At 69.4% G+C, this 20,768-nt stretch carries 16 protein-coding genes; 8 read left to right on the forward strand and 8 right to left on the reverse strand.

The features are described 5' to 3' along the window. The first annotated feature begins 86 nt into the window (after positions 1-86). Complete coding sequence (locus DAI20_RS13070; RefSeq protein ID WP_108251487.1) at positions 87-443, forward strand: UBP-type zinc finger domain-containing protein; 357 nt, start codon at positions 87-89, stop codon at positions 441-443. A gap of 724 nt (positions 444-1,167) precedes the next feature. Here the strand turns inward: DAI20_RS13070 and DAI20_RS13075 are convergent. The 6 genes from DAI20_RS13075 to DAI20_RS13100 form a co-directional block, all read right to left on the reverse strand. Continuing rightward, the gene (locus DAI20_RS13075; protein ID WP_108251488.1) at positions 1,168-2,157 is read right to left on the reverse strand and encodes a hypothetical protein; all 990 of its coding nucleotides are present in this window, start codon (positions 2,155-2,157) and stop codon (positions 1,168-1,170) included. A gap of 573 nt (positions 2,158-2,730) precedes the next feature. Next, positions 2,731-4,191 (reverse strand): glycoside hydrolase family 130 protein, encoded by a 1,461-nt coding sequence (locus tag DAI20_RS13080; protein ID WP_205781445.1) that lies wholly within the window; start codon positions 4,189-4,191, stop codon positions 2,731-2,733. Further along, a complete protein-coding gene (locus DAI20_RS13085) occupies positions 4,188-5,111 on the reverse strand; it encodes a glycosyltransferase (protein ID WP_240606067.1) in 924 nt (307 codons plus the stop codon). Before DAI20_RS13085 ends, DAI20_RS13080 begins: the two co-directional genes overlap by 4 nt. A gap of 107 nt (positions 5,112-5,218) precedes the next feature. Continuing rightward, on the reverse strand, positions 5,219-6,349 hold the full coding sequence (locus DAI20_RS13090; protein ID WP_108251492.1) for a glycosyltransferase: 1,131 nt from the start codon (positions 6,347-6,349) through the stop codon (positions 5,219-5,221). Positions 6,350-6,519: 170 nt separating this feature from the next. Then, the gene (locus DAI20_RS13095) at positions 6,520-7,539 is read right to left on the reverse strand and encodes a glycosyltransferase family 4 protein (protein ID WP_108251494.1); all 1,020 of its coding nucleotides are present in this window, start codon (positions 7,537-7,539) and stop codon (positions 6,520-6,522) included. Positions 7,540-7,707: 168 nt separating this feature from the next. Beyond that, positions 7,708-9,018 (reverse strand): MFS transporter, encoded by a 1,311-nt coding sequence (locus tag DAI20_RS13100; protein WP_108251496.1) that lies wholly within the window; start codon positions 9,016-9,018, stop codon positions 7,708-7,710. 109 nt (positions 9,019-9,127) lie between these two features. Here DAI20_RS13100 and DAI20_RS13105 point away from each other — a divergent pair, with 109 nt between their 5' ends. After that, positions 9,128-9,478, forward strand: a complete 351-nt coding sequence (locus DAI20_RS13105) for a hypothetical protein (RefSeq protein WP_108251498.1) — start codon at positions 9,128-9,130, stop codon at positions 9,476-9,478. 85 nt (positions 9,479-9,563) lie between these two features. Here the strand turns inward: DAI20_RS13105 and DAI20_RS13110 are convergent, their stop codons facing one another. Further along, on the reverse strand, positions 9,564-10,187 hold the full coding sequence (locus tag DAI20_RS13110) for a TetR family transcriptional regulator C-terminal domain-containing protein (RefSeq protein ID WP_108251500.1): 624 nt from the start codon (positions 10,185-10,187) through the stop codon (positions 9,564-9,566). Positions 10,188-10,634: 447 nt separating this feature from the next. Between DAI20_RS13110 and DAI20_RS13115 the strand changes: the two genes are divergently transcribed. From DAI20_RS13115 to DAI20_RS13130, 4 genes are all read left to right on the forward strand, one after another. Next, positions 10,635-14,426 (forward strand): lamin tail domain-containing protein, encoded by a 3,792-nt coding sequence (locus DAI20_RS13115; RefSeq protein WP_108251502.1) that lies wholly within the window; start codon positions 10,635-10,637, stop codon positions 14,424-14,426. A 298-nt stretch (positions 14,427-14,724) separates the two neighbouring features. Continuing rightward, entirely contained in the window at positions 14,725-15,945 is a 1,221-nt protein-coding gene (locus tag DAI20_RS13120; RefSeq protein WP_159085043.1) for a ScyD/ScyE family protein, read from the forward strand. 200 nt (positions 15,946-16,145) lie between these two features. After that, a complete protein-coding gene (locus DAI20_RS13125; RefSeq protein ID WP_108251506.1) occupies positions 16,146-16,628 on the forward strand; it encodes a helix-turn-helix domain-containing protein in 483 nt (160 codons plus the stop codon). Next, positions 16,625-17,455, forward strand: coding sequence for a CPBP family glutamic-type intramembrane protease (locus DAI20_RS13130; RefSeq protein ID WP_108251508.1), 831 nt, complete (start codon positions 16,625-16,627; stop codon positions 17,453-17,455). Before DAI20_RS13125 ends, DAI20_RS13130 begins: the two co-directional genes overlap by 4 nt. A 127-nt stretch (positions 17,456-17,582) precedes the next feature. Here the strand turns inward: DAI20_RS13130 and DAI20_RS13135 are convergent, their stop codons facing one another. After that, entirely contained in the window at positions 17,583-17,786 is a 204-nt protein-coding gene (locus DAI20_RS13135; RefSeq protein WP_108251510.1) for a cold-shock protein, read from the reverse strand. Positions 17,787-18,104: 318 nt separating this feature from the next. Between DAI20_RS13135 and DAI20_RS13140 the strand changes: the two genes are divergently transcribed. Next, positions 18,105-19,787, forward strand: a complete 1,683-nt coding sequence (locus tag DAI20_RS13140; RefSeq protein WP_108251512.1) for a bifunctional 3'-5' exonuclease/DNA polymerase — start codon at positions 18,105-18,107, stop codon at positions 19,785-19,787. Positions 19,788-19,898: 111 nt separating this feature from the next. Beyond that, complete coding sequence (locus DAI20_RS13145) at positions 19,899-20,744, forward strand: DUF1684 domain-containing protein (protein ID WP_108251514.1); 846 nt, start codon at positions 19,899-19,901, stop codon at positions 20,742-20,744. The last annotated feature ends 24 nt before the right edge of the window (positions 20,745-20,768 follow it).

A 20,768-nucleotide genomic window follows, 5' to 3' on the forward strand; every position in this document is an offset into this window, starting at 1 on the left:
GGTCATTCCGACGCTGGCCGACCCGAGGCAGAGCCCGAGGGCCCCCCTCGCAGCCATAACCCGAGTCCTTGAGAAGGAGAGGCACCATGACGGAGATCGATACGAGCGTTCCGCCCAGCGGAACCGGCTGCGTCGAGTGCGACGCGACCGGCAGCTGGTGGGTGCACCTCCGGCGATGCGCTGAGTGCGGGCACGTCGGCTGCTGCGACGACTCGCTCAACCGCCACGCGTCCGCCCACGCCCGCGACACCGGGCATCCCGTCATTCAGAGCTTCGAACCCGCTGAGGACTGGTTCCGGGACTTCAGGGCGTCCCGGTTCCTGGCGGGTCCCGAGCTGGCCGCCCCGCACAGCCGGCCCGCGGAGCAGACCGCTCCCGGCCCCGCCGAGCGGGTACCGAGCGACTGGCTGCAGATCCTGCAGTCCCGCAGCAACGAGGGGTAGCCCAAGGCGGGGCGCGCGCTCGCCCGTGTCGGTGCCAGGGGTGCATCTGGTCGCGGCACCGAACCACTCGATCCCGTCCGCGCGCTGACTGTGGGCTTGGGCCGCACGCCCTACGGATGCGCGGCCCTCGGCGTAGCCCGATTCGCTCGCCAAGTCGCTGAGATGTCGCGGGTCGGCCTACACGGTCGCTGAGTCTGTCGAAGCGACACAACCTGCACCGAGCATCCGGACAGCGAGCGCGATCCCTTCGTCCCTTGACAGGCTCAGGGACCGTGGGAGCACTCGATCCCGGTCGCGGACCCCGTGCCGGCGCGCAACGCAGGCCGCACCTCTCCCAACACAGGCTCCCTCACACCCGCGGCCGCGGGTTCTCGCCAGTCTCCGCGTTGAGCTCGCCACCAGAGCCTGTGTTGGGTGCCGTGAGCCTGTATTGCGGTCAATGCCTGAAACCAGAAGCGGCACCCGGCAGGTTCCGCGCCCGACCCGACGCAACTCAGCAGATCGCCGACGCCTGCCGGCGCGTCGCGGCCCCGTGACGGCGTGTCGCCCGGGATCTGCTGAATTGCGCGTCCTCCCGAGCGTCGGGTGCGTGGACCTCATCCGATTCCGGCTCCCAGGATGCGCACCCACTCCCCACGCCGCCCCCGCACACCGCACGCACGAAGGCCCCCGCCCCGGTACGGGTGAGGGCCTTCGGAACTGGCCGATGCGGGAGCGGCGGAGATCAGTAGGTGACGGTCTTGAGGATGTTGCCGGTGAGGCTGAGGCCCGCAACGCTCTTCGGCCAGATGGCCACGTTCTGCAGCGAGTTCGCGTCGAACACGTTGCCCGAGATCGACGACGTGCCGAGCAGGTCGTCGGCGCCGTTGATGGTCACCTCACCGCCGCCGAGCCAGTTCTTGTCGATCGTGACGTTCGAGATCGTCCAGTCCGCCGCAGGGCTGACCATGATGGAGGAGGTCGTCACGGCGTACGCCATGCCCCCGGAGGTCACGGGGATGAACGGCGCGGCCGTGGTCGTGCGGGTGACCGAGGAGGTGCCGTCGGTCGAGTGCAGACCCGTCGCGCGGTTGCCCGTGATGCGGATGTTCTTGCCACCCTCGAGCTGAACGAGTGCGTCGGAGTGCGTCTTGTTGTCGGCGCGGGCCTGAGCGGGGTCCGGGGACCACATGATCGTGTCGTGCACGTAGTTGCCCTCGATGACGGCAAGCATCGCGTCCGGCGTCGCGGAGCCCGAGAGGTTCACCCGGTGGGCATCCGAAACGTGGTGGATGTTGTTGCGGTACGACTTGTAGTTGCCGGAGCCGATGCCCATCGCCGGGTAGCCGATCGACGAGTAGATCTCGCTGTAGCGGATTGTCACACGGTTGGACTTGCCCGTCTTGATGAGGAAGGGCGCTCCCGTGTTGGCGCCCTGGCCCTTGACGATGACGTTCTCGATGACCACGTCGTCGTAGCCGTTCGTGTCGATGATGCCGTTGACGATGAGGTCCTTCACGACCTGGTTGTCCTTGGTGACGGTGAAGTTCGTCGAGGTATGCACGGCGGTCGGCTTGGCGCGGACGATGCCGACACCGGTGTTGGATGCGCTCGGCTGGGTGACCCCGACCGTGAACGGCTCCGTGATGGCCTGAGCCGGCGCAGCGCCGAGCGTGAAAGTGAGAGCAGCGGCAGTGATAACCGGTGCGATAGCGAAAGCAATGTGCTTCTTCATTATGGATTCCCCCCGGAATGTCTTATCCAAAACATAAGCGAGGTGAACAATTGGTTACATTCCCCCGTATGGGGGCGCTAGTGCCCCCACTTATGGGAATCCCCCCAATGGGGGCGGTGATGCTCCATCGAGGAGAACGAATAACCCTTTACGGGGGTATTTTCGAAAAGAGCGGAAAGGCATCCCGATGCGTTGTGGTGACGAATTCCGACAGCAATCGGCGCCTTCGCGATCCTTCCGCCGGCACTCCGAGGCGTGCTTCTAGGCCGGAATTCCGGGCGTCGGGCAGCTCCGACCGAACCAAAGACGAGTGACAAGCTGGGAAGCCATTCGACCTGCGCCGTCCTCCATTCGCCGCCCAGCGGCGGTGCCGCCGTATTGATCGATACGGTCATTTCTCAACGCGCAGAAAACGATCGCTAGGCGAATTCACCAGGACGATAAAGAACAACGCGGGCACAGGAATGCCGTCTCGCGTGTCTTGTCACGCCTCCCCAAAAGGGGTCAGAAAGCGAATAGCCGTGATTCCACACGACCGAAACGGCGGGCATTTCCCATGCCCGAGCGCACGTCTCAGCAGGGGGTGAGAGACTCGATCAGCTCGTCGACGGTCACCGAGAAGACGCGGATACGGTGGTCACCGACTCCGAACGGCACCCAGAGGGTGTTCTGATGCACGATACCTCCGCAGGAGTAGACCACGTTCGGCACGTAGCCGTTGCGCCTCTCCCCGGTCGGTACGAGGAACGGCGTAGCCGAGCGCGCCAGGACCTTCCGTGGGTCGTCGAGATCGAGCAGGAGCGCTCCGATCGAGTACGTGCGCATGGGCCCCACGCCGTGGATGAGGGCGAGCCAGCCGCGCTCCGTCTCGATGGGGGAGCCGCAGTTGCCGGTCTGGATCATCTCCCACGGCTCCACGGGTCGATGCACCATGCCGGCGTCCGACCAGTCGAACCCGTCGGCGGAGCGCGCCAGGGAAATGTTCTGCCCGTCGGTGCGGCTCAGCGCGAGGTGCTCCCCGCCGATGAGTCGCGGGAACAGGGCCATGCCCTTGTTCCGGGCGGCAGACCCGGAGAGGCGGTGGATCGAGAAGGTGGCCAGGTCGGGGGAGGTGATCAGGCGGGGTGCGATCGCGTGCCCGTCGTACGCCGTGTAGGTGGCGCGGTACTCGGTGGAACCATCGGCCGCGGTGGTTCGCGCGAAACGCGCGTCCTCCATCCCGTGGTCCTCCTCGTCGGCGACGGGCAGCAGGATGCGCTGGCTGAGCGCCGAATCCTCGTCGAAGCGCGAGACGTAGGCCGATGCGGCCATGCGCCGCAGCGTCTCGCGATCGACCCTGCTGTCACGGTGTCTCGTGAGCTGATCCGGCAGAGCCGCCAGGGCATCCTCCAGGTCGGATGGGGTGAAACGCTCCGGGAGGCGGCCCAGAACGGCACTCGTCAGCTCGTTGAGGTAGTGGTCGTGTTCGAGGGCCTGCTCGAACTGCATCCGACCCCACTGGCCATCAGCGATCACCGGCGTCGTGAGCGGCGTCACACGCTCGACGAACTCCCACCTCTCCCCGGGACCGATCACGGCCTCGGCGAAGCCAATGGAGGAGATGTGTCCCTCGCCGATGGCGCGCAGCGCGACGGCGACCCGCAGTTGACCGTCCTCCAGGCCGCTCTGGTCCGGATGCTGCACGGCGCTCGGGTTGCACAGGGCGGCACCCTCGACGGCGTACTCGGCGGTAAAGCTCGCGCCCAGCACGACGCTCTGCGCGGGGCTGACCGTCGACTCGCTGCGCAGGCGGGAGCTGACGGCCTCGGTATGGCTCGCGAAGAGCTCGGAGGCGTCACCGACCCGGGCCGAGAAGACCTCGAGCAGATCGCGTGCAAGGTCCTCCACGTCGGGCGAGGGGATCTCCAGCACGCGCCGCACGATCTCCGCTGCCCGCGAGTGGCTGGAGGCGACGCCCTCACCCGGAAGGAAGAGACGGGCCACCACTCGGCCGGGATCGGCAAGGAGCTCCGCGTCGTGCTCGCTCCCGATCACCCCGCAACCCTGACGAGATCCAGCACGCCCAGCCGGCGCGCCTGCTGGTGCGTACTCAGCACGGCGAGGGTGGACTCGGCCCCGCGATTGGCGTTGCGGCCCTCGCGTTCCAGCCCGTCGTACCCTGCGCCGGTCAGCGCGTCGAACATCACCGTGTCCGAGTCGTTTCGACCCTCGAACCACTCCCACGCCAGGCGGACGCCGTCCAGCCAGTACGCGTCGCCGGTCGCCGCGTAGGCGCGGGCGCAGGCGTCGGCGAGCGCGGCGACCTCGATGGGTTGCTGGTCGAACTGCGGACCCCGATCCCCGGGGCCTCCACCGGCGCTTCCGCTCACCGAGAGATGCCCGGGCTGGGACTGCAGCTCGAGGAGGAAGTCCAGCAGGGCGAGCCCGCGCAGCGTCACCTCCGGCGCACCGAGCACCGTGCCGGCGAGGATCAGCGCTTCCGGGATCGCCGCGTTCGCATAGGTGAGACGCGGCTCGGGCCACGGCCACGGCGCATCGGAGGACGCGGCCATGATCCTGTCGGCGGCGTCGCGCAGGAGGAGGTGCGCGACCTCGTCGTCCGGGAGACGGAGGAGCACCTCCCCGGCGCCGAGGGCGGCGAAGGTCATCGATCGAAGGTGCGGCGAGCGCCGCGACGCCGCGAGGTGGAAGGCGCGGAGGGCGCGCTTGCGGGGCAGGGGACCACCGGCACCGGCGGCGGCGGTGCCCAGCGCCCACACCGAACGCCCCCACCAGTCGCCCAGGGCGGGCGGGTCGGTCCAGGCGCCCGCCGCATCCATCCGGTTGCGGGACGATCCGTCGTGGGCGAGAGCACCCTCGAGGAACCGCAGCGACGTCTCGCCGAGCGCATCGAGCTCGGCCGTCGTGTCCGGCTCGCGCACGATCACGATCAGGCCGCGCGAGACGTCGTCCACGCAGTAACCGTGCTCGCGGCGTGGAACGTCGTGCCTCGCGTGCTCGAAAATCCCTGTGTCGTCGGAGAGCGCCAGCAGATGGTGGAACGAGGGGGCGGCGAGAGGCATCACGCGGCCTGAGCCGCGATCAGCTCTGCCGCGAGTACCCGGTACCGCTGCGCGACGTCCGGCCACGACGTTTTCTCGGTGTCCCGGAGCGCCGCCTCGTGCATCTGCGCCGCCACGTCGGACCGGGTGAGGACCGAGCGGAGTGCCTCGGCCATCGAGTGCGGGTCCTCGTGCGCGGCGATGAGGCCGGCACCACCGGCGAGCAGCTCGACCGCGTGCGGGAAACCTGTGGCGACGACCGGAAGCCCGGCCGCTACCGCTTCCGCGAGCACGCCGGACGTCACCTGGTCGCGGGAGTCGTAGGGCAGCAGGACGACATCGGCGCTGTCCACGAGTTCCGTGAGCTCGTCGTCGTCGAGGTAGCGGCCGTCGAGCGAGATCCTCGCCTCGAGGCCCAGGTCCTCGATGAGTGCGCCCAGGTTCTCGCGGTAGCTCTCTCCGGCGGTGGCCAGCACCTTCGGATGGGTCTGCCCGGCGACGACGTACTCGAGGTCGAGGTCGGTGAGCTCCGCCATGGCGCGGACGCCCCACTCGATGCCCTTGCCCGGGGAGATGAGGCCCCAGGTGAGCACGCGACGGCGGGCACGGAGCTCGTGCTTCTGTGCCGGTGCCCGCACCGGAGCGCCGTGGGGGATCACCGACACCTTGGCCATGGGAATGCCGTACGTCGACTCCAGGATCCCGCACGCATTCTCGGTCATGACGACCACGGCGGACGCGAGGGCGCCGACGGCGTCGAGAACGCGTCGCTGGGACGGGGTGGGGTTCGGGAGCACGGTGTGCAGCACCACGATGCAGGGGGCGTCGATGGTCTCCAGCAGGTCGAGGACCTCGTCGCCGTCCGGCCCGCCGTAGATGCCGTACTCGTGCTGCACGATGACGACATCGCTGGCGTTGAGGATCTGGCCCGCCATCACGCGATCGGACGGGACGCCGCCGACCAGTTCCGCGGCGACGACGGCGGAGGCGCCCAGGGCGGCGCCCGGGCGGGCCTCGGGCTCATCCAGTACCCGCACGATGCTGGCGGCCGGGTCCCCCGGACGAACCAGGGCAGTGGCCAGGGACTGGGTGAAGGTGGCGAGCCCGCACCGAGTGGGCGGATACGTGCTGAGGAGACCGAATTGCGTCACGGGGACCTTTCCTGTGCCCGCGGCGGCAGGCGGCGGGCAACGGCGAGACGTCTGCCGGCCGGCATCCCTCGTGGGAGCACGTCGACCCTGCCGTGATCCGGTTCGCGTCGCGGCCTCCTGGCCGGTGCGACGCGGTTGTGCGGACTCTACCACCGCTTCCGGAGCAACCCTCAGGAACCGGTGCGCGCCAGGAGCTCCTCGTACACGGCGAGGTAGCCGTCCACCATCCGTTCGACCTCGAAGCGATCGAACGCGCGCGCCCGCACCGCGCCCCGGTCGAGGCTCGCGGCGAGCTCAACGGCGGCGACCGCCTCCTCGAGATCGTTCACCACATAGCCGGTCACGCCGTCATTGATGATCTCGGGCATCGAGCCGGTTCGGTAAGCGACGGCCGGCGTGCCGCACGCCATCGCCTCGACCACCGACAGACCGAACGGCTCCGCGAAGCGCACCGGGTGGAGCAGCGCCGCCGCCCCGCCGAGCACCTCGTCGCGCTGGTCCGGGCCCACCGAGCCGAGGTAGACCACGCGGTCGTCGTCGACGTGGGGGAGCACCCGCTCGCGGAAGTAGTCGGCGTCCTGCACGATGCCGCACAGCACGATCCGCCTGCCCGATCGTCGGGCGATCTCGATCGCGGTGTCGATGCCCTTGTCCGGGTGCATTCGGCCGAACGCCACCAGGTGTCCGTCCTCGTCCGCGGTCTCCCGAGCGGTGAACTCCCGGAAGTCGATGCCGTGATGGATGGTGGCGATGTAGTCGAGGTCCGGGGATCGGTCGGAATCGGAGATCGAGACGTATGCCGAGCGGGACCGCGCGTACGCCGGGAGGATGTTGCTGCCGGAGAACCCGTGCACGGTGGTGACGAGCGGTGCACGCGACAGCCGGGAGAACGCGAGCGGGAGCCAGTCGAGCTGGTTGTGCAGAAGATCGAACTCCCCGGACCGCTCCAGGGCGTGCGCCACGTGGATGGCCTCCCACACGCGGCCGTCGAGCTCGGGATCCTCGGCGTACCCGTGCGGTACGACCGAGTCGAGGGTGGCAGCCGTGACGGAGTCCGCGGTCGCGAAGAGGGTGACGTCGACGCCGCGGCGTACCAGACCCTCGGTGAGCAGGCTCGTGACGAGTTCCCACGGCCCGTAGTGCACGGGGGGAGTGCGCCAGGCGATGGGGGCGAGCATGCCGACTCTCATGGGTGCTCCTGACCTGCCACGGTTCGGGAGTTGCCCCCGGCGACGCTCGTCACCCTAGTCCGCGTCGGCTGTGCCCGGCGTTCGCGAGACAGCGGCACGAGCCGGCGACACAGGCGGATTGGTCGGCCGACATCCGCTCGGCCGGCGCCTACTCGGCCGGGCCCCCGCTCAGCGACTGACGGCGGGCACCACGGTCGGCCGGCGGCGGCCGACGTGGGCGAGGGCGATGACCGCTGCCAGCAGCGTGCCCAGGGCGGCCCCGCCGAAGGACCAGGACAGACCTGCCCCATCGATCACCACACCGGCGATCGCCGTGCCGATGGCCGCCCCGGTGGTGTTCGCCGCGGACAGCAGAGCCTGCGCCTCGTTGAGCCGGTGCGCCGGGGCCGCCCGGTCGAGCAGTGCCTGCTGCATGATCAGGGTGGGGGCGATGGTCAGCCCGGTCAGGAAGAGCACGGGCAGGAGCGCGAACAGACTCACGTCGCCCGAGTCGAGCAGCCAGGCCAGCAGTGCGAGGAACCCTCCGAAGAACGCGAGCAGGATGGGCACCGCGTTCCCTTCGGCGAAGCGCCAGGACCGGGCGCCGTACGCGAGTCCGCCGACCGTGCTGCCGCCGGCGATCGCGGCGAAGAGGATGCCCACCTGGGCGGTTCCGCCCAGGGCAAGGTCGGCGGTCGCGGCCATCGAGGTGTCGAGCTGACCGAAACCGATGCTGACCATGAGCATGACGGCGAGCACCGCAAGCACACCGGTCGACACCAGGCCGATGCGTGCCCCGGTCGTCGCCCCGGTGTGTCCGGACGCTTCCCGCTGGCGGGCGGGGGTGGCGCGCCTAGCCACGCCGGTGAGGCAGTAGCCCACGCCGCCGGCAGCCAGCAGCCCGGCCGTGACGAACAGTGGCAGGACCGGGATGCCGGGCAGCAGCAGGACCGACAGCAGCAGCGGCCCGCAGACGAAGGCGAGCTCGACCGACGTCGCGTCGAGTGCGAAGGCGACCCGCCGCGACTCCGGATCGGGAAGCACGATGCGGAAGCTGGAGCGCAGGGCCGGGCTGATGGCGGGGTACGCGAGGCCCACGCCCACCGCAAGGGCGACGAGCACGTAGTCCGGCGCAGAGGTGGGGGTGACCAGGGCGAGCGCGACCAGCAGCAAACCGCTCGCGAGCGAGGTGGGCAGCAGAACCGGTACCTGGCCGACCCTGTCCATCAAACGTCCCCACACCGGGGTGCCGATGGCCGCACCGACCGCGTACGCCCCGCTGACGACTCCGGCGATCACATAGGAGTGCCGTTCCTGCTCGACAAGGATCAGGATGCCGAGGGGGATCATGGCCAGGGTGAGCCGGGCAAGCGCGGCGCAGACGAACGGGCGCGAGGCGGGGCCGTGAGCCAGCAGTCGGCCGTAGGACCGAAGACCGGTGCCGAGGTGCACGTTCTGCGTCTCGGCGGTTTCGGAACTGGTGCTGGGCCGGGCGCGCATAGACAACAAGCCTATAGACGACCGGACGACAGCGCCCCGATCACCATCCGCCTGTCCTCGGGTCCGCCGGGGTCGCCTCACAATCAAGGCGGCGTGCTAGACAGGCGGGATGCGAAAGCTTTACTACGCGAGCGGATTCGTGATCCTGAGTGACACGGTGTGCGCCGCCGTGCTCGACTATGCCCACGCCCTCGCGGAGGTGGGGAAGTCCGACGTCGTCGAGGTCCCCGCCCTCTCGGACGAGGGCGCCCGCGGGCAGACCACCCTGTTGCTCGGGCCGGCCAGTCAGCTGTTCGCGGCCCCCGCCCTGGACCGCGCGGTCGACCTTGAGGATGCGGAGGTCGTGGCCACCATCCGCACGAACATCGCCCGGCTACGTCCGCCCAACCCCCAGATCGAGGATCAGGATCCCGTGACCGAGCACTACGGGGAGTGGCCGGGAACCGGCTCCACCGAGTAGCCGGAACTCCCACGCGCTGACGCCGGGATGCGGCGGTCCGCGCGCCGGAGCGACGCACCAGGCACTGCGCCACGCTTCGCACCGGTCACAGCGACGTACCGGCCGGCAGCAGGGTCGCCATGTAGTTGCGGACAACCGCCGCCATGTCGACGTGTGCCGGGTTGATCAGCCACTGCAGCTGGATGCCGTCGAGCACCGCGATGAGGGCGTGCGCTGCGGCCGTCGGCTCCACCCCGTCTGCGAGTTCTCCGTCGTCCGCCATCTGCTGGAGAATCTCCGCCGTGCCGGAGATGACCGCCGGGTAGCGCTCCGCGTAATAGGCGTGTGCGGGATGGTCCCCAACGGTGGCCTCCGCCGAGAGCCGACAGTGCAAAGCGACGAGACCGGGAGTGGTCGCGTTGTGCTCGACGAGCCGAACCACCCCGCGCAGTTGATCGACCCCGGGGTCGTCGGGTCCGGCCATGAGCCGCTCGGCTCGCGCGTCACGCAAATCGAGCACGGCGAGGAGCAGATCGTGCTCCGCGGGGAACGCTTCCCTGACGGCATCCCTGCTCACGCCTGCGGCGCGGGTGACCTCGCCGTAGACGTCGTCATGGGGGCCGGCGTCCGCGAGAGCGTCGAGAGCCGCATCAAGAATCCGTTCCCGGTCGGCGTCGGTATTTTCTCCGGTCGGCTCTTGAGTGGTGCCAGCGTCATCGGTGGTTTCCATGCGCGAAGTCAATCGCAGGGCAGCCCGCGGTCCTAGGGGGAGGAAGCGAAAGCGCGACAATACCGCGGTCGTCGTCGCGTATCCAGGTGGTGCGGACGCGGATGCCCGAGCTGAACGTCCCCCGGGCAAGCACCGGGGCGGCCGGCGCCTCACGCGACGCCCCAATCACCCGCCCCACTCCGACCCGCGTCCCGTGACAACCCTTATTCGGAAGCGCCTGCGCGATTCTCTAATGACCACGCAGAAGCGCCGGAATCTGGGCCTGACGGCACATCTTCTTGCCGTGTGGCACTTTTCCGATTCAATTCCGTGATGACCCCTGTTCGGGGGGCGTTGTCATTCGATAAGCGCGCGATAAGGTGACGCAACACTGCCCCCCACAGTGGCGGAAAGCTCTTTCCCCCCGTCGAGCTTTCCGCGTCTCCTCCGAAGACGAAGGAATCCTCGTTGAATCCCGAAACCGGTCATTCCATTCTGCCCAGATGTAGGTCGCGGGTCGTCGCGACCCTGGTCCTTACGACACTTGCAACATCGGGAACAGTTGTTCTCGGCGCAGCATCCGCCTCTGCTGAACCCGGCGGAATAGTCCTATCCGAACTCAATTACCACGCCGTCTCGGACCTCGACGAGGACGACTTCCTCGAACTCACCAACACGGGCACGACCGCAATCGACATGTCGGGTTGGTCATTCACCTCCGGGGTCAGCGGCATTCTGCCGGCTGGAAGCGTCGTCCCCGCCGGCGGTCGTTTCGTCGTCGCCAAGGAGGCGGTCCGCTTCGAGGCGACCAACCGGTTCGCCCCGAACGCGCTCTACGGGGGCAACCTCAGCAATGGCGGAGAGACCGTGACGCTCGTCGACGCGGCCGCCAATGTCGTCGACACCGTCACGTACGCCGACCTCCCGCCCTGGCCGACGAGCCCGGACGCGGGCGGCCCCACTCTCGAACTCCGTGACCTGATGTCCGACAACAGCGTCGCCGAGAACTGGGGGGCGAGCACCGTCACGGGTGGAACGCCGAACGCCGTCAACTCCCTCAACGGCACCGCCGTCGCACCCGTGATCACGGATCTGGCGGCCGCTCCTGCACGCCCCGCCGCGAACGAGTCGGTCGTGGTGTCTGCACGCCTTATTCGAGGATCGACAGCGACGCTGTCCTACAAGGTCATGTTCGGTCAGGACGTCGCCATTCCGTTCCTCGATGACGCGGCCAGCCCCGGTGGCGCCGGTGACGGCGTCTACGCGGCCACCCTTCCCGGCCAGCCGGCCGGCACGCTGACCCGGTACCGGATCGACGCGACCTCGGGTGGCGTGCAGTACTCGGCGCCCGCGGAGGGGGACTCCGTGCGCTACCGCGGGGTTGTAGTCCCGGCGGCGGGTACGAGTCAGCTGCCCACCGTGCAGTGGTTCATGGACGACGCGGTCTACAACGACATCCTCGCCAACCACCGCCAGGACGACTTCCAGGGCGAGGCCGTGTGGGCCTTCGACGGCAACGTGGTCGACGGCGTGCTCATGAACGTGCGCGGAGGCGTCTCCCGGGAGGCCGCCAAGGTGAACTGGAAGGTCGAGTTCCCCAAGGGGTACACGTTCGATCTCGGCGGCCGCATGCCGTACCCCCTCGACGAGTTCGCCCTTCAGAACTTCAATCACAACTTCGCCGACGTCTCCTGGGCCACCGTACTGTCGGCGGGAGCCCGCGGCCTCGGCATCCAGCCGGTCCGGACCGAGCGCAACGGTGCCTTCTGGAGCCTCGGCCGCATCATGGAGACCCAGGACGGCACGTGGCGCGACGACCAGGGCGTGGACGACTGGGCCATCTACAAGGGCGACGGCGGGCGGGTGGGGCGGCTTCCCTCCGCCCAGGCGTACGAGGACTCGCTCTGGCTGGACAAGAAGACGCGCGAGGACGAGGACTTCACCGACGTGTGGAACCTCACCAACGCCATCGACGCTCCGGCCTCGGCCGCTCAGGAGGCGTGGATCTACCAGAACGTCAACGTTCCGGAGATGGTCAACTATCTGGCGATCAACTCGCTCATCCGGCACGCGGACAGCGGCTGGCACAACTGGTACGTCGCGCGTGACACCGAGGGGACGCAGCGCTGGGAGATGTGGTTCTGGGACCTCGACCTGACCTTCACCACCCCGGAGAAGGACGGCAAGGGGGAGTACCTCACGCCGGACTCCAACAACCGCTTCCACGTCGCGATGCTCAACTACCCCTCGATCAGGGAGATGTACTTCCGTCGTCTGCGCACGCTGGCCGACGAGTTCCTGACCCCCGGCAAGATGGAGGCCCAGTGGGACGCGATCACGGCCCGCACGCTGTCCGACTGGAACCAGGACCGGGCCCGGTGGGGCGGCTACACCCCGACCTCGGGGCGCACCGCGTTCCTCGCCGGCCTGGCTGACCGCCGCAACGTGATCGCCAACAACACGGGCGCGGGCAAGCCCGTCCCGGCGTCGCAGTCGGCGAACGCGTCCGTCGTGATCAACGAGCTGCAGTACCAGCCCGCCGGATCGGGCGGTGAGTTCATCGAGCTCACGAACCCCTCCTCGTCGTCGGTCGACGTCTCGGGATGGGCCATCGACGCGGTCGACCTCACCATCCAGCCGGGCACCGTGATCCCGGCGGGCGGCAGCGTCGTGTTCGTCAGCGCGGACACCGCCTTCCGTCAGGCCTACCCGGGCGCCAACCGACTGGTGGGTGGCCAGTTCACCGGCTCCCTCGACGACGCGGGTGAGACTGTGACCGTGCGAGACGGCGACCGTGTCGTCGACACGGTGACCTATTCCGCCACGGCACCGTGGCCCGCAGCCGCGGCGGGCACGGGCCCGTCGCTCGAGCTCACCTCACCGACCGCGGACAACGCGGATCCGGCGAACTGGCGGGCGACGTCCACCACCGGGGGCACCCCCGGTGTCGGCAACACCGGAGCGGTCGTGACGCCTCCTGTGACACCTCCTGCGGGTTCGGTGTTCGCGGCGGATGCGTTCGGTCGCACGGCGTCGAACGGGCTCGGCAGCGCCGAGACCGGTGGTGCGTGGACGGTCTCGGGCACGGCGGCGAACTACTCCGTCACCAACGGGGCCGCTCGCCTCTCCACCGCACAGGGCAGCTCTCGGACCGCGTTCCTGAACGCGGTCTCGTCCAGCGACACCGACGTGCAGGCGACGGCCTCGTTCACCCGACCGACCAGCGGCAGCGCCTACGTCGGGCTGATCGGACGCCGGGTCGGATCCGTCGACTACCGCACCCGCGCGGTCATCGGCTCCACCGGCACCGTCCAGCTGCAGGTGCAGAACACCGGCACGACACTGCAGTCCGCGACGATCCCCGGCCTGACCTACAACACCGGCGACAGCCTGGTGTTCCGCATGCAGGTCACCGGCACCTCGCCCACGACCCTGCGGGCGAAGGTCTGGAAGGCAGGAACCACCGAGCCGGCCGCCTGGCAGATCACCAGGACCGACACCACCGCCGCACTGCAGGCCGCCGGATCCATCGGCGTCCACAGCTACTTCAGCAGCGGCGGAACCATCAGCCCCCTCATCGTCACCATCGACGACCTCACCGCAAAGCCCACGGGCAGCGTCGTGACGCCTCCTGCGGGTTCGGTGTTCGCGGCGGATGCGTTCGGTCGCACGGCGTCGAACGGGCTCGGCAGCGCCGAGACCGGTGGTGCGTGGACGGTCTCGGGCACGGCGGCGAACTACTCCGTCACCAACGGGGCCGCTCGCCTCTCCACCGCACAGGGCAGCTCTCGGACCGCGTTCCTGAACGCGGTCTCGTCCAGCGACACCGACGTGCAGGCGACGGCCTCGTTCACCCGACCGACCAGCGGCAGCGCCTACGTCGGGCTGATCGGACGCCGGGTCGGATCCGTCGACTACCGCACCCGCGCGGTCATCGGCTCCACCGGCACCGTCCAGCTGCAGGTGCAGAACACCGGCACGACACTGCAGTCCGCGACGATCCCCGGCCTGACCTACAACACCGGCGACAGCCTGGTGTTCCGCATGCAGGTCACCGGCACCTCGCCCACGACCCTGCGGGCGAAGGTCTGGAAGGCAGGAACCACCGAGCCGGCCGCCTGGCAGATCACCAGGACCGACACCACCGCCGCACTGCAGGCCGCCGGATCCATCGGCGTCCACAGCTACTTCAGCAGCGGCGGAACCATCAGCCCCCTCATCGTCACCATCGACGACCTCACCGCAAAGCCCGCCGCTTAGGCGACTGGGCAGGGAACGGGGGCACCGCGCGACCGGTGCCCCCGTTTCGCGCGTCCGAGGGCCCAACCCGGATGCGCGCGCGCCCCGGCGGCCGGTTCCGATCCATGAACATGAAAAACTCTCGACAAGTCGGTGGGAATACCGCTAGCGTTCGGCACGTCGGCACTGTGCCGACACCTGGCGAGATCTGTGCTCCTGCACTTTTCGTCGCGGTCGGTTCGCCGACGTCCACAGCCACGACCTTCTCTGCACGCACTGACCTCCTCCCGACATCGTCGTCATGGACAAAGGAGCAATAGTGAAACACCGGATCCTCACCGCGCTCGCCTGCGGAACCCTCCTCGCATCCGTCTCCGTCGCAGCGCCGGCCACGGCGCACGGGGACTATGAACCCCGGCCCCCGAAGGCCGGCGAGCCCGAGACCATCGCGACCGGTCTGAACGGACCACTCAGCCTCGAGGTCGACGGGCGTCGCGTCTCGTTCGTCACCGAGAACTTCGCCGGCGAGCTGTCCCGGATCGGCCGCGACGGCAGCGTCACCACGAAGGTCAGCGCGCCGGGAGAAGAGATCTCCGCAGTGTCGTCGAGCCGCGGCACGGTCTACTACGCACAGCTCACGGGCGGTCCGGAGGGCTACACCGCCTCCGCGCTCATGGCGCTCGAGGGGGACGGCGAACCGCGCGAGGTCGCCGACATCTTCGCCTACGAGACGGAGTCGAACCCGGACCAGGTCAACACGTACGGGTTCGATGGGCTCACGGAGGAGTGCGTCGCCCAGGTGAGTGAGGTCAACCCGCAGTTCGCCGCCGTGGCCGAGCCGTACGAGGGCAGGATCGACTCGCACCCGTTCGCCACGCTGCCGACCCGCCGCGGCATCTTCGTCGCCGATGCGGGCGCCAACGCCATCCTCAGGGTGCAGCACGACGGCACCGTGTCGACGGTGGCGGTGCTTCCCGCGCTCGCGCCCGTCACGGTTACGGCCGAGATCGCGACCTCTCAGGAGCTGCCCGACTGCGTCGTCGGCAGCACCTTCACGGCGGAGCCGGTGCCCACGGACGTCGAGTGGGGTCCGGACGGCTGGCTCTACGTCACCTCCCTCCCGGGCGGTCCGGAGGACGCCAGCCTCGGCGCCCGCGGCTCCGTGCTCAAGGTGAACCCCTGGAGCGGAGAGGTGGTCACCGTTGCCACCGGCTTCGTGGGCGCGACGAACCTCGCCGTCTCCACCCGGACCGGCAACATCTACGTCGCCGAGCTGTTCGGGGGAGAGGGAGGCGCGGGGCAGGTGTCCGTGCTGACCCGCGGTTCGACCACCCCGACGCCGCTGATCGCGCTGCCGAGCCCCGCCGCCATCGAGCTGCGCAAGGGCAAGCTGTACGTCACGACCAACGTGTTCGCCCCCGACGCCGGAGAGGTGGTCATCGTGCCCCTGAAGGAGAAGTACCGGGGAGGCGGTTACCACTCGTTCTCGGACGAGGACAGCGCCTCGGCTGAGACGGAGAGCGAGGCCGAGACCGAGTGACGTGGTCCCACCGCCGCGGCTGAGATTCGTCGCAGCGGCATCCTGACTGGGCGGCCGGTGCACCTCACGAAGTGCACCGGCCGCTCCTCGTTCCCATGTCGCCGCCCCTATCCGCAGCCCACAGGACACGGGAAAGGACCCGCTGATGGTCGGCTCTCGGATATCTTTACGAGTGCACCGGATCCGAACGGGAGGCTGCGATGATCTCCATCGCTCAGAAGTTACGTGCTGCCCGTGAGCGCAGCGGACTGACGCAGGAGGCGCTGGCCGCCGCGGCAGGCGGCGTCAACCAGGCGCAGATCAGCCTGTACGAGCGCGGCATCGTGCGCCCGAACGACGACGTGGCCGAGCGGATACTCCGCGCGGCCAAGCCGCGGCCGGGCGCCGTGCTGCACCAGAACACCGAGCGCATCGCCGCGATCGGCAGGCGGCACTCCGTCACGCGGGTGCTCGTCGCGGAGCCCGAGCCCGGCGGGGATCCCGTCCTCATCGTGTCCCTCGCCCCATCGGCCGCGCCCCATGACCTCAGCGGCTTCGCCGTCGAGGTGGAGGATCTGCTCGACGCGTCCGTCGAGGTGCTCCTCGACGACCCGGGCGATGCGCGGGTGCGGGATCTTGCTCAGCGCGGCACGCCCCTCCTGCCGAGCGCTGAGGCTGCGCACGCGTCCACGGACGCCGGATGACCGCGCAGCCGGTCGCGATCCCGGAACGGGACCGGCGCCAGGCCCTGTCGTGGCGGTTGCTGCCCGGTGTGCTCCTGTCCGTGTCCGGTGTGCTGCTCTACGGCTTCGGCACGGACCTCGGCGGGTACGGCGCGCTGGCCGCGGCCCTGGTGACCGCCGCCGTGATCGACCGCCGGCTCTTCAAGGACCTCGTGCTGATCGCCGCCGGCATGATCATCATCAGCGCCGTGCCGCTCGACTCCGACATCAGCATCGGCCACATGGCGCAGATGGGGTCTGCCCTCGCGCTGGCCGTCCTCGTGCCGTATGCGGTCTCCCGCTGGGTCTATCACGATCACGCGGTGCGGTTCCCGGTGAACACGGGGCAGCGCTGGAGCCGGGCGGAGCGCCTGTACCTGGTGTTCATCGTCGCGCTCGGCTACGCGATCCTGCCGTTCTACATGATCAGCACCGGGGTGTACCAGAACTGGCCGAACGTGTCGGAGCCGGACGCGATGATCCGCCTCTTCATCGGCGTCAACGCCGTCGGCATCTGGGACGAGCTCTTCTTCGTCTGCACGACGTTCACGCTGCTCAGGCGGCACTTCCCCGACTGGCTGGCGAACGTGCTGCAGGCCTTCGTGTTCTCGTCGTTCCTGTGGGAGCTCGGCTATCACGCCTGGGGGCCGCTGCTCACGTATCCGTTCGCCCTGCTGCAGGGCTATACGTTCAAGCGCACGAAGTCGCTCACCTACGTCGTCAGCGTGCACCTGCTGTTCGATCTCGTGCTGTTCCTCGTGCTCGTCCACGCCCATAACCGGCAGTGGCTCGACTTCTTCGTCTACTGAGTGCTCGCGCAGAGACTATTCGTGCGGCGAGCGCTTAACCGCCGAACGGCGGGTGACCGGGTTGGAACCCGGTCACCCGCCGTTCGTGATTCCTCACATCAGTGAGGAATCGGCGAGTCCTGCGCGCTTAGAGCGGGCGGATGTTCTCGGCCTGGGGTCCCTTGGGGCCCTGGGCGATGTCGAACTCGACGCGCTGGTTCTCGTCGAGCGACTTGTAGCCGCTCGAGTTGATGGCCGAGTAGTGGGCGAACACGTCAGCGCTGCCGTCCTCGGGGGCGATGAAGCCGAAGCCCTTTTCGGCGTTGAACCACTTGACGGTGCCTGTTGTCATTTTTCTTTTTCCTCCAAGGAAGTTAGATCGGTCCCGTTTTCCCGGAGCCGCTCGTCGCGGTGCTCGTCGCCAGACCCCGACGGGGACTAGGCGCTCAGGCCATGGCCGCAAGCATTCAAGACGTGCGAGACACAACAACTACTTCGTTGAGGATAGCCCAGACAGGGGGCCGCGCGGTATGCACATTTTCTGGCGAGTCGCACACCGGCCTTCCGGAAGCTTCAACGGACTCCCGAATCCGGTGCTGTCCCGGTCCGCTGCGGCCCGCGCTAGTCCCCGGTGGGCGGCGATGACGGTGGGTGCGGCGACAATGGAACGGTGTACGCCGTGTTGTCCCGTGTCCCGGACGGGGCATGCCTCGATCTGCTCGGGGATGACGGCGCAGCCCTGTCGGACGCCCGGGTAGTGGCCCGCGCGGAGCTGCCGGCCGTCGTGCGGGACCTGGAGTCCCGAGAGCGCCCACGGTGGGTCTGGGACGACACGGCGGGGTGGTATCCGCCTCTGCTCGCCGCAGGGGTGCGGGTGGACCGGTGCCACGACCTCCGGCTCTGCCACGCGATCCTGCGCCAGTCGGAACTCACGGCAGAGTCACGGCTGGCGGCGGCACCGCGGGGTCCCTGGGACGACGCGGCGGAGCCGTCCGCCGCCGCCGCGGACGAGGGCCTCGCCCTGTTCGCGGCTCCGGACGCGCTCGGCTCCGAGGACCGGGCCCGACCGGAGGAGATGCGGGAGGAGCTCAGCGCCCAGCTGGCTGCCGTCGCCGGCACCGAGCAGCCCGGACGCATCCGGCTGCTTCTCGCGGCGGAGTCCGCCGGCGCCCTCATCGCCGCCGAGATGACGTACGACGGGCTGCCCTGGAGCGCCGAGGTGCACGACCGGGTGCTGACGGAACTCCTCGGCCCGCGGCCGCGGTTCGGCGAGCGTCCGCGCAAGCTCGAGCAGCTCGCGGAGTCCGTGCGCTCCGCGCTCGGCGCCCCGGAGCTGAATCCCGACTCGCCCGCCGACGTGCTGCGCGCGCTCCGCCGGGTCGGGCTCACTGTCACGTCGACCCGCAAATGGGAGCTGAAGGAGCTCCGGCACCCGGCCATCGAGCCGTTGCTTGAGTACAAGCGGCTGAGTCGGCTGCTCCAGGCCAACGGCTGGGCCTGGATGGACGCCTGGATCCACGACGGCCGATTCCGGCCGGACTACGTGCCCGGCGGGGTGGTGACCGGGCGGTGGGCGACGCGCGGCGGTGGCGCTCTGCAGCTGCCGCGCCAGGTGCGCGGCGCCGTCGTGCCCGACCCCGGATGGACGCTCGTGGTCGCCGACGCGGCCCAGCTGGAACCCCGGGTGCTCGCAGCGCTATCGGGCGACCTCGCCCTGGCGGAGGCGGGTCGCGGAACGGACATCTATCAGGGGCTGGTCGACCGCGGGGTCGTGGACAGCCGGGCGCACGCCAAGAGCGCGATGCTCGGCGCGATGTACGGCGCGACCCAGGGCGAGGCCGGACGGCTGATGCCGCGGCTCGCACGCGCGTATCCGCGGGCCATCGGCCTCGTCGAGGACGCGGCGCGGGCGGGGGAGCGCGGCCTTAAGGTCACCACGCGGCTCGGGCGCAGCTCGCCGCGGCCGGGCGAGGGGTGGCTGGCGACGCAGGGAAGGGCGGCGGCGGAGGACGCGGCACCGGCCGACGCGCAGCGCGCCCGCGGCGAGGCGCGGGAGTGGGGACGATTCACCCGGAACTTCGTCGTGCAGGGCAGCGCCGCCGAGTGGGCGCTGTGCTGGATGGCCGGGTTACGCGGTCGGTTGGCGGCGATGGCCGACGGCGAGCGGCGACCTCACCTCGTGTTCTTCCTGCATGACGAGGTCATCGTCCACGCGCCCGTCGACCAGGCGGAGCAGGTGCGGAGCGCGGTGCTCGATGCGGCGGCCGAGGCCGGCCGCCTGCTCTTCGGCGGCTTCCCGATCGAATTCGCCGTCACCACCGCGGTCGTGGACTCCTATGCAGATGCCAAGTGACCCGGCCACGTGCCCGCCGGCGAGGCCGCCTGACGGCCGGCGGGGCGGCATAAAGCCGAGGGGCCGGACGTTGGGGTGCACGGACGCGACACGAGGGCAGGAGCACATCCCATGACCGGCACCGACACCGACACCGACACCGCGGCGCGCAGCCTCGCCGCCTACCGCGAGGCTCGCGAGCGCACGGTCCGTCAGCCGCAGGGCGTCCTCGCCCTCGTGAACACCCAGTGGATCACCGGGGAGTCGGGAGTCGGGCAGCCGATCTGGGGCGTCCCGGGTCTCTGGGCACCGCGCGAACAGGGCGAGTCGGGCCTTCTGCTCACCGCAGAACTCGCGGACGACATCCTCGTCGACGGGCGTCTCGCCCAGGGCGAGGTGGTCGTGCGCGGCCGGGACGACGAGAACCCGTCGGAGGTACGGTTCAGCGACACCGTCACCGGCTTCGTCATCGCGGGGGAGGACGGCGGCTACGCCCTCCGGGTGTGGGACGCGGAGTCCGAGGCGATCCGCGACTTCGGCGGCATCGACGCCTTCCCGTACAACCCGGACTGGGTCGTACGGGCCACGTTCACGCCCCTCGACGAGGTGAGGGCGGTCGGCTTCGAGCACGTCAAGGACGACGGCCGGACCCGCGAGCGCGTAATCCCGGCGGACATCAGCTTCGAGAAGGACGGCGTCTCATACACGCTCGCCGCCTACTGGGACGAGCAGAAGCTGCTGCTCGTGTTCGGCGATGCCACCAACGGCGACAGCACGTACGGCGTCGGCCGCTTCCTCAAGGTGCTGCCGAACGACGACGGCACGATCACCCTCGACTTCAACCGCGCGTACCTGCCGCCGTGTGCCTTCAGCTACCACTTCAACTGCCCGATCCCGCCGAAGCAGAACCGATTCGCGGTGCCGATCGAGGCGGGGGAGAAGAACGTGCTCGCCCGCTCCGGCGAGCTGCTTCACTAGACCCGGAATCCGTCTGCCTCTGAG

This window comes from Planctomonas deserti (assembly GCF_003067705.1).
Classification (GTDB): Bacteria; Actinomycetota; Actinomycetes; order Actinomycetales; family Microbacteriaceae; genus Planctomonas; species Planctomonas deserti.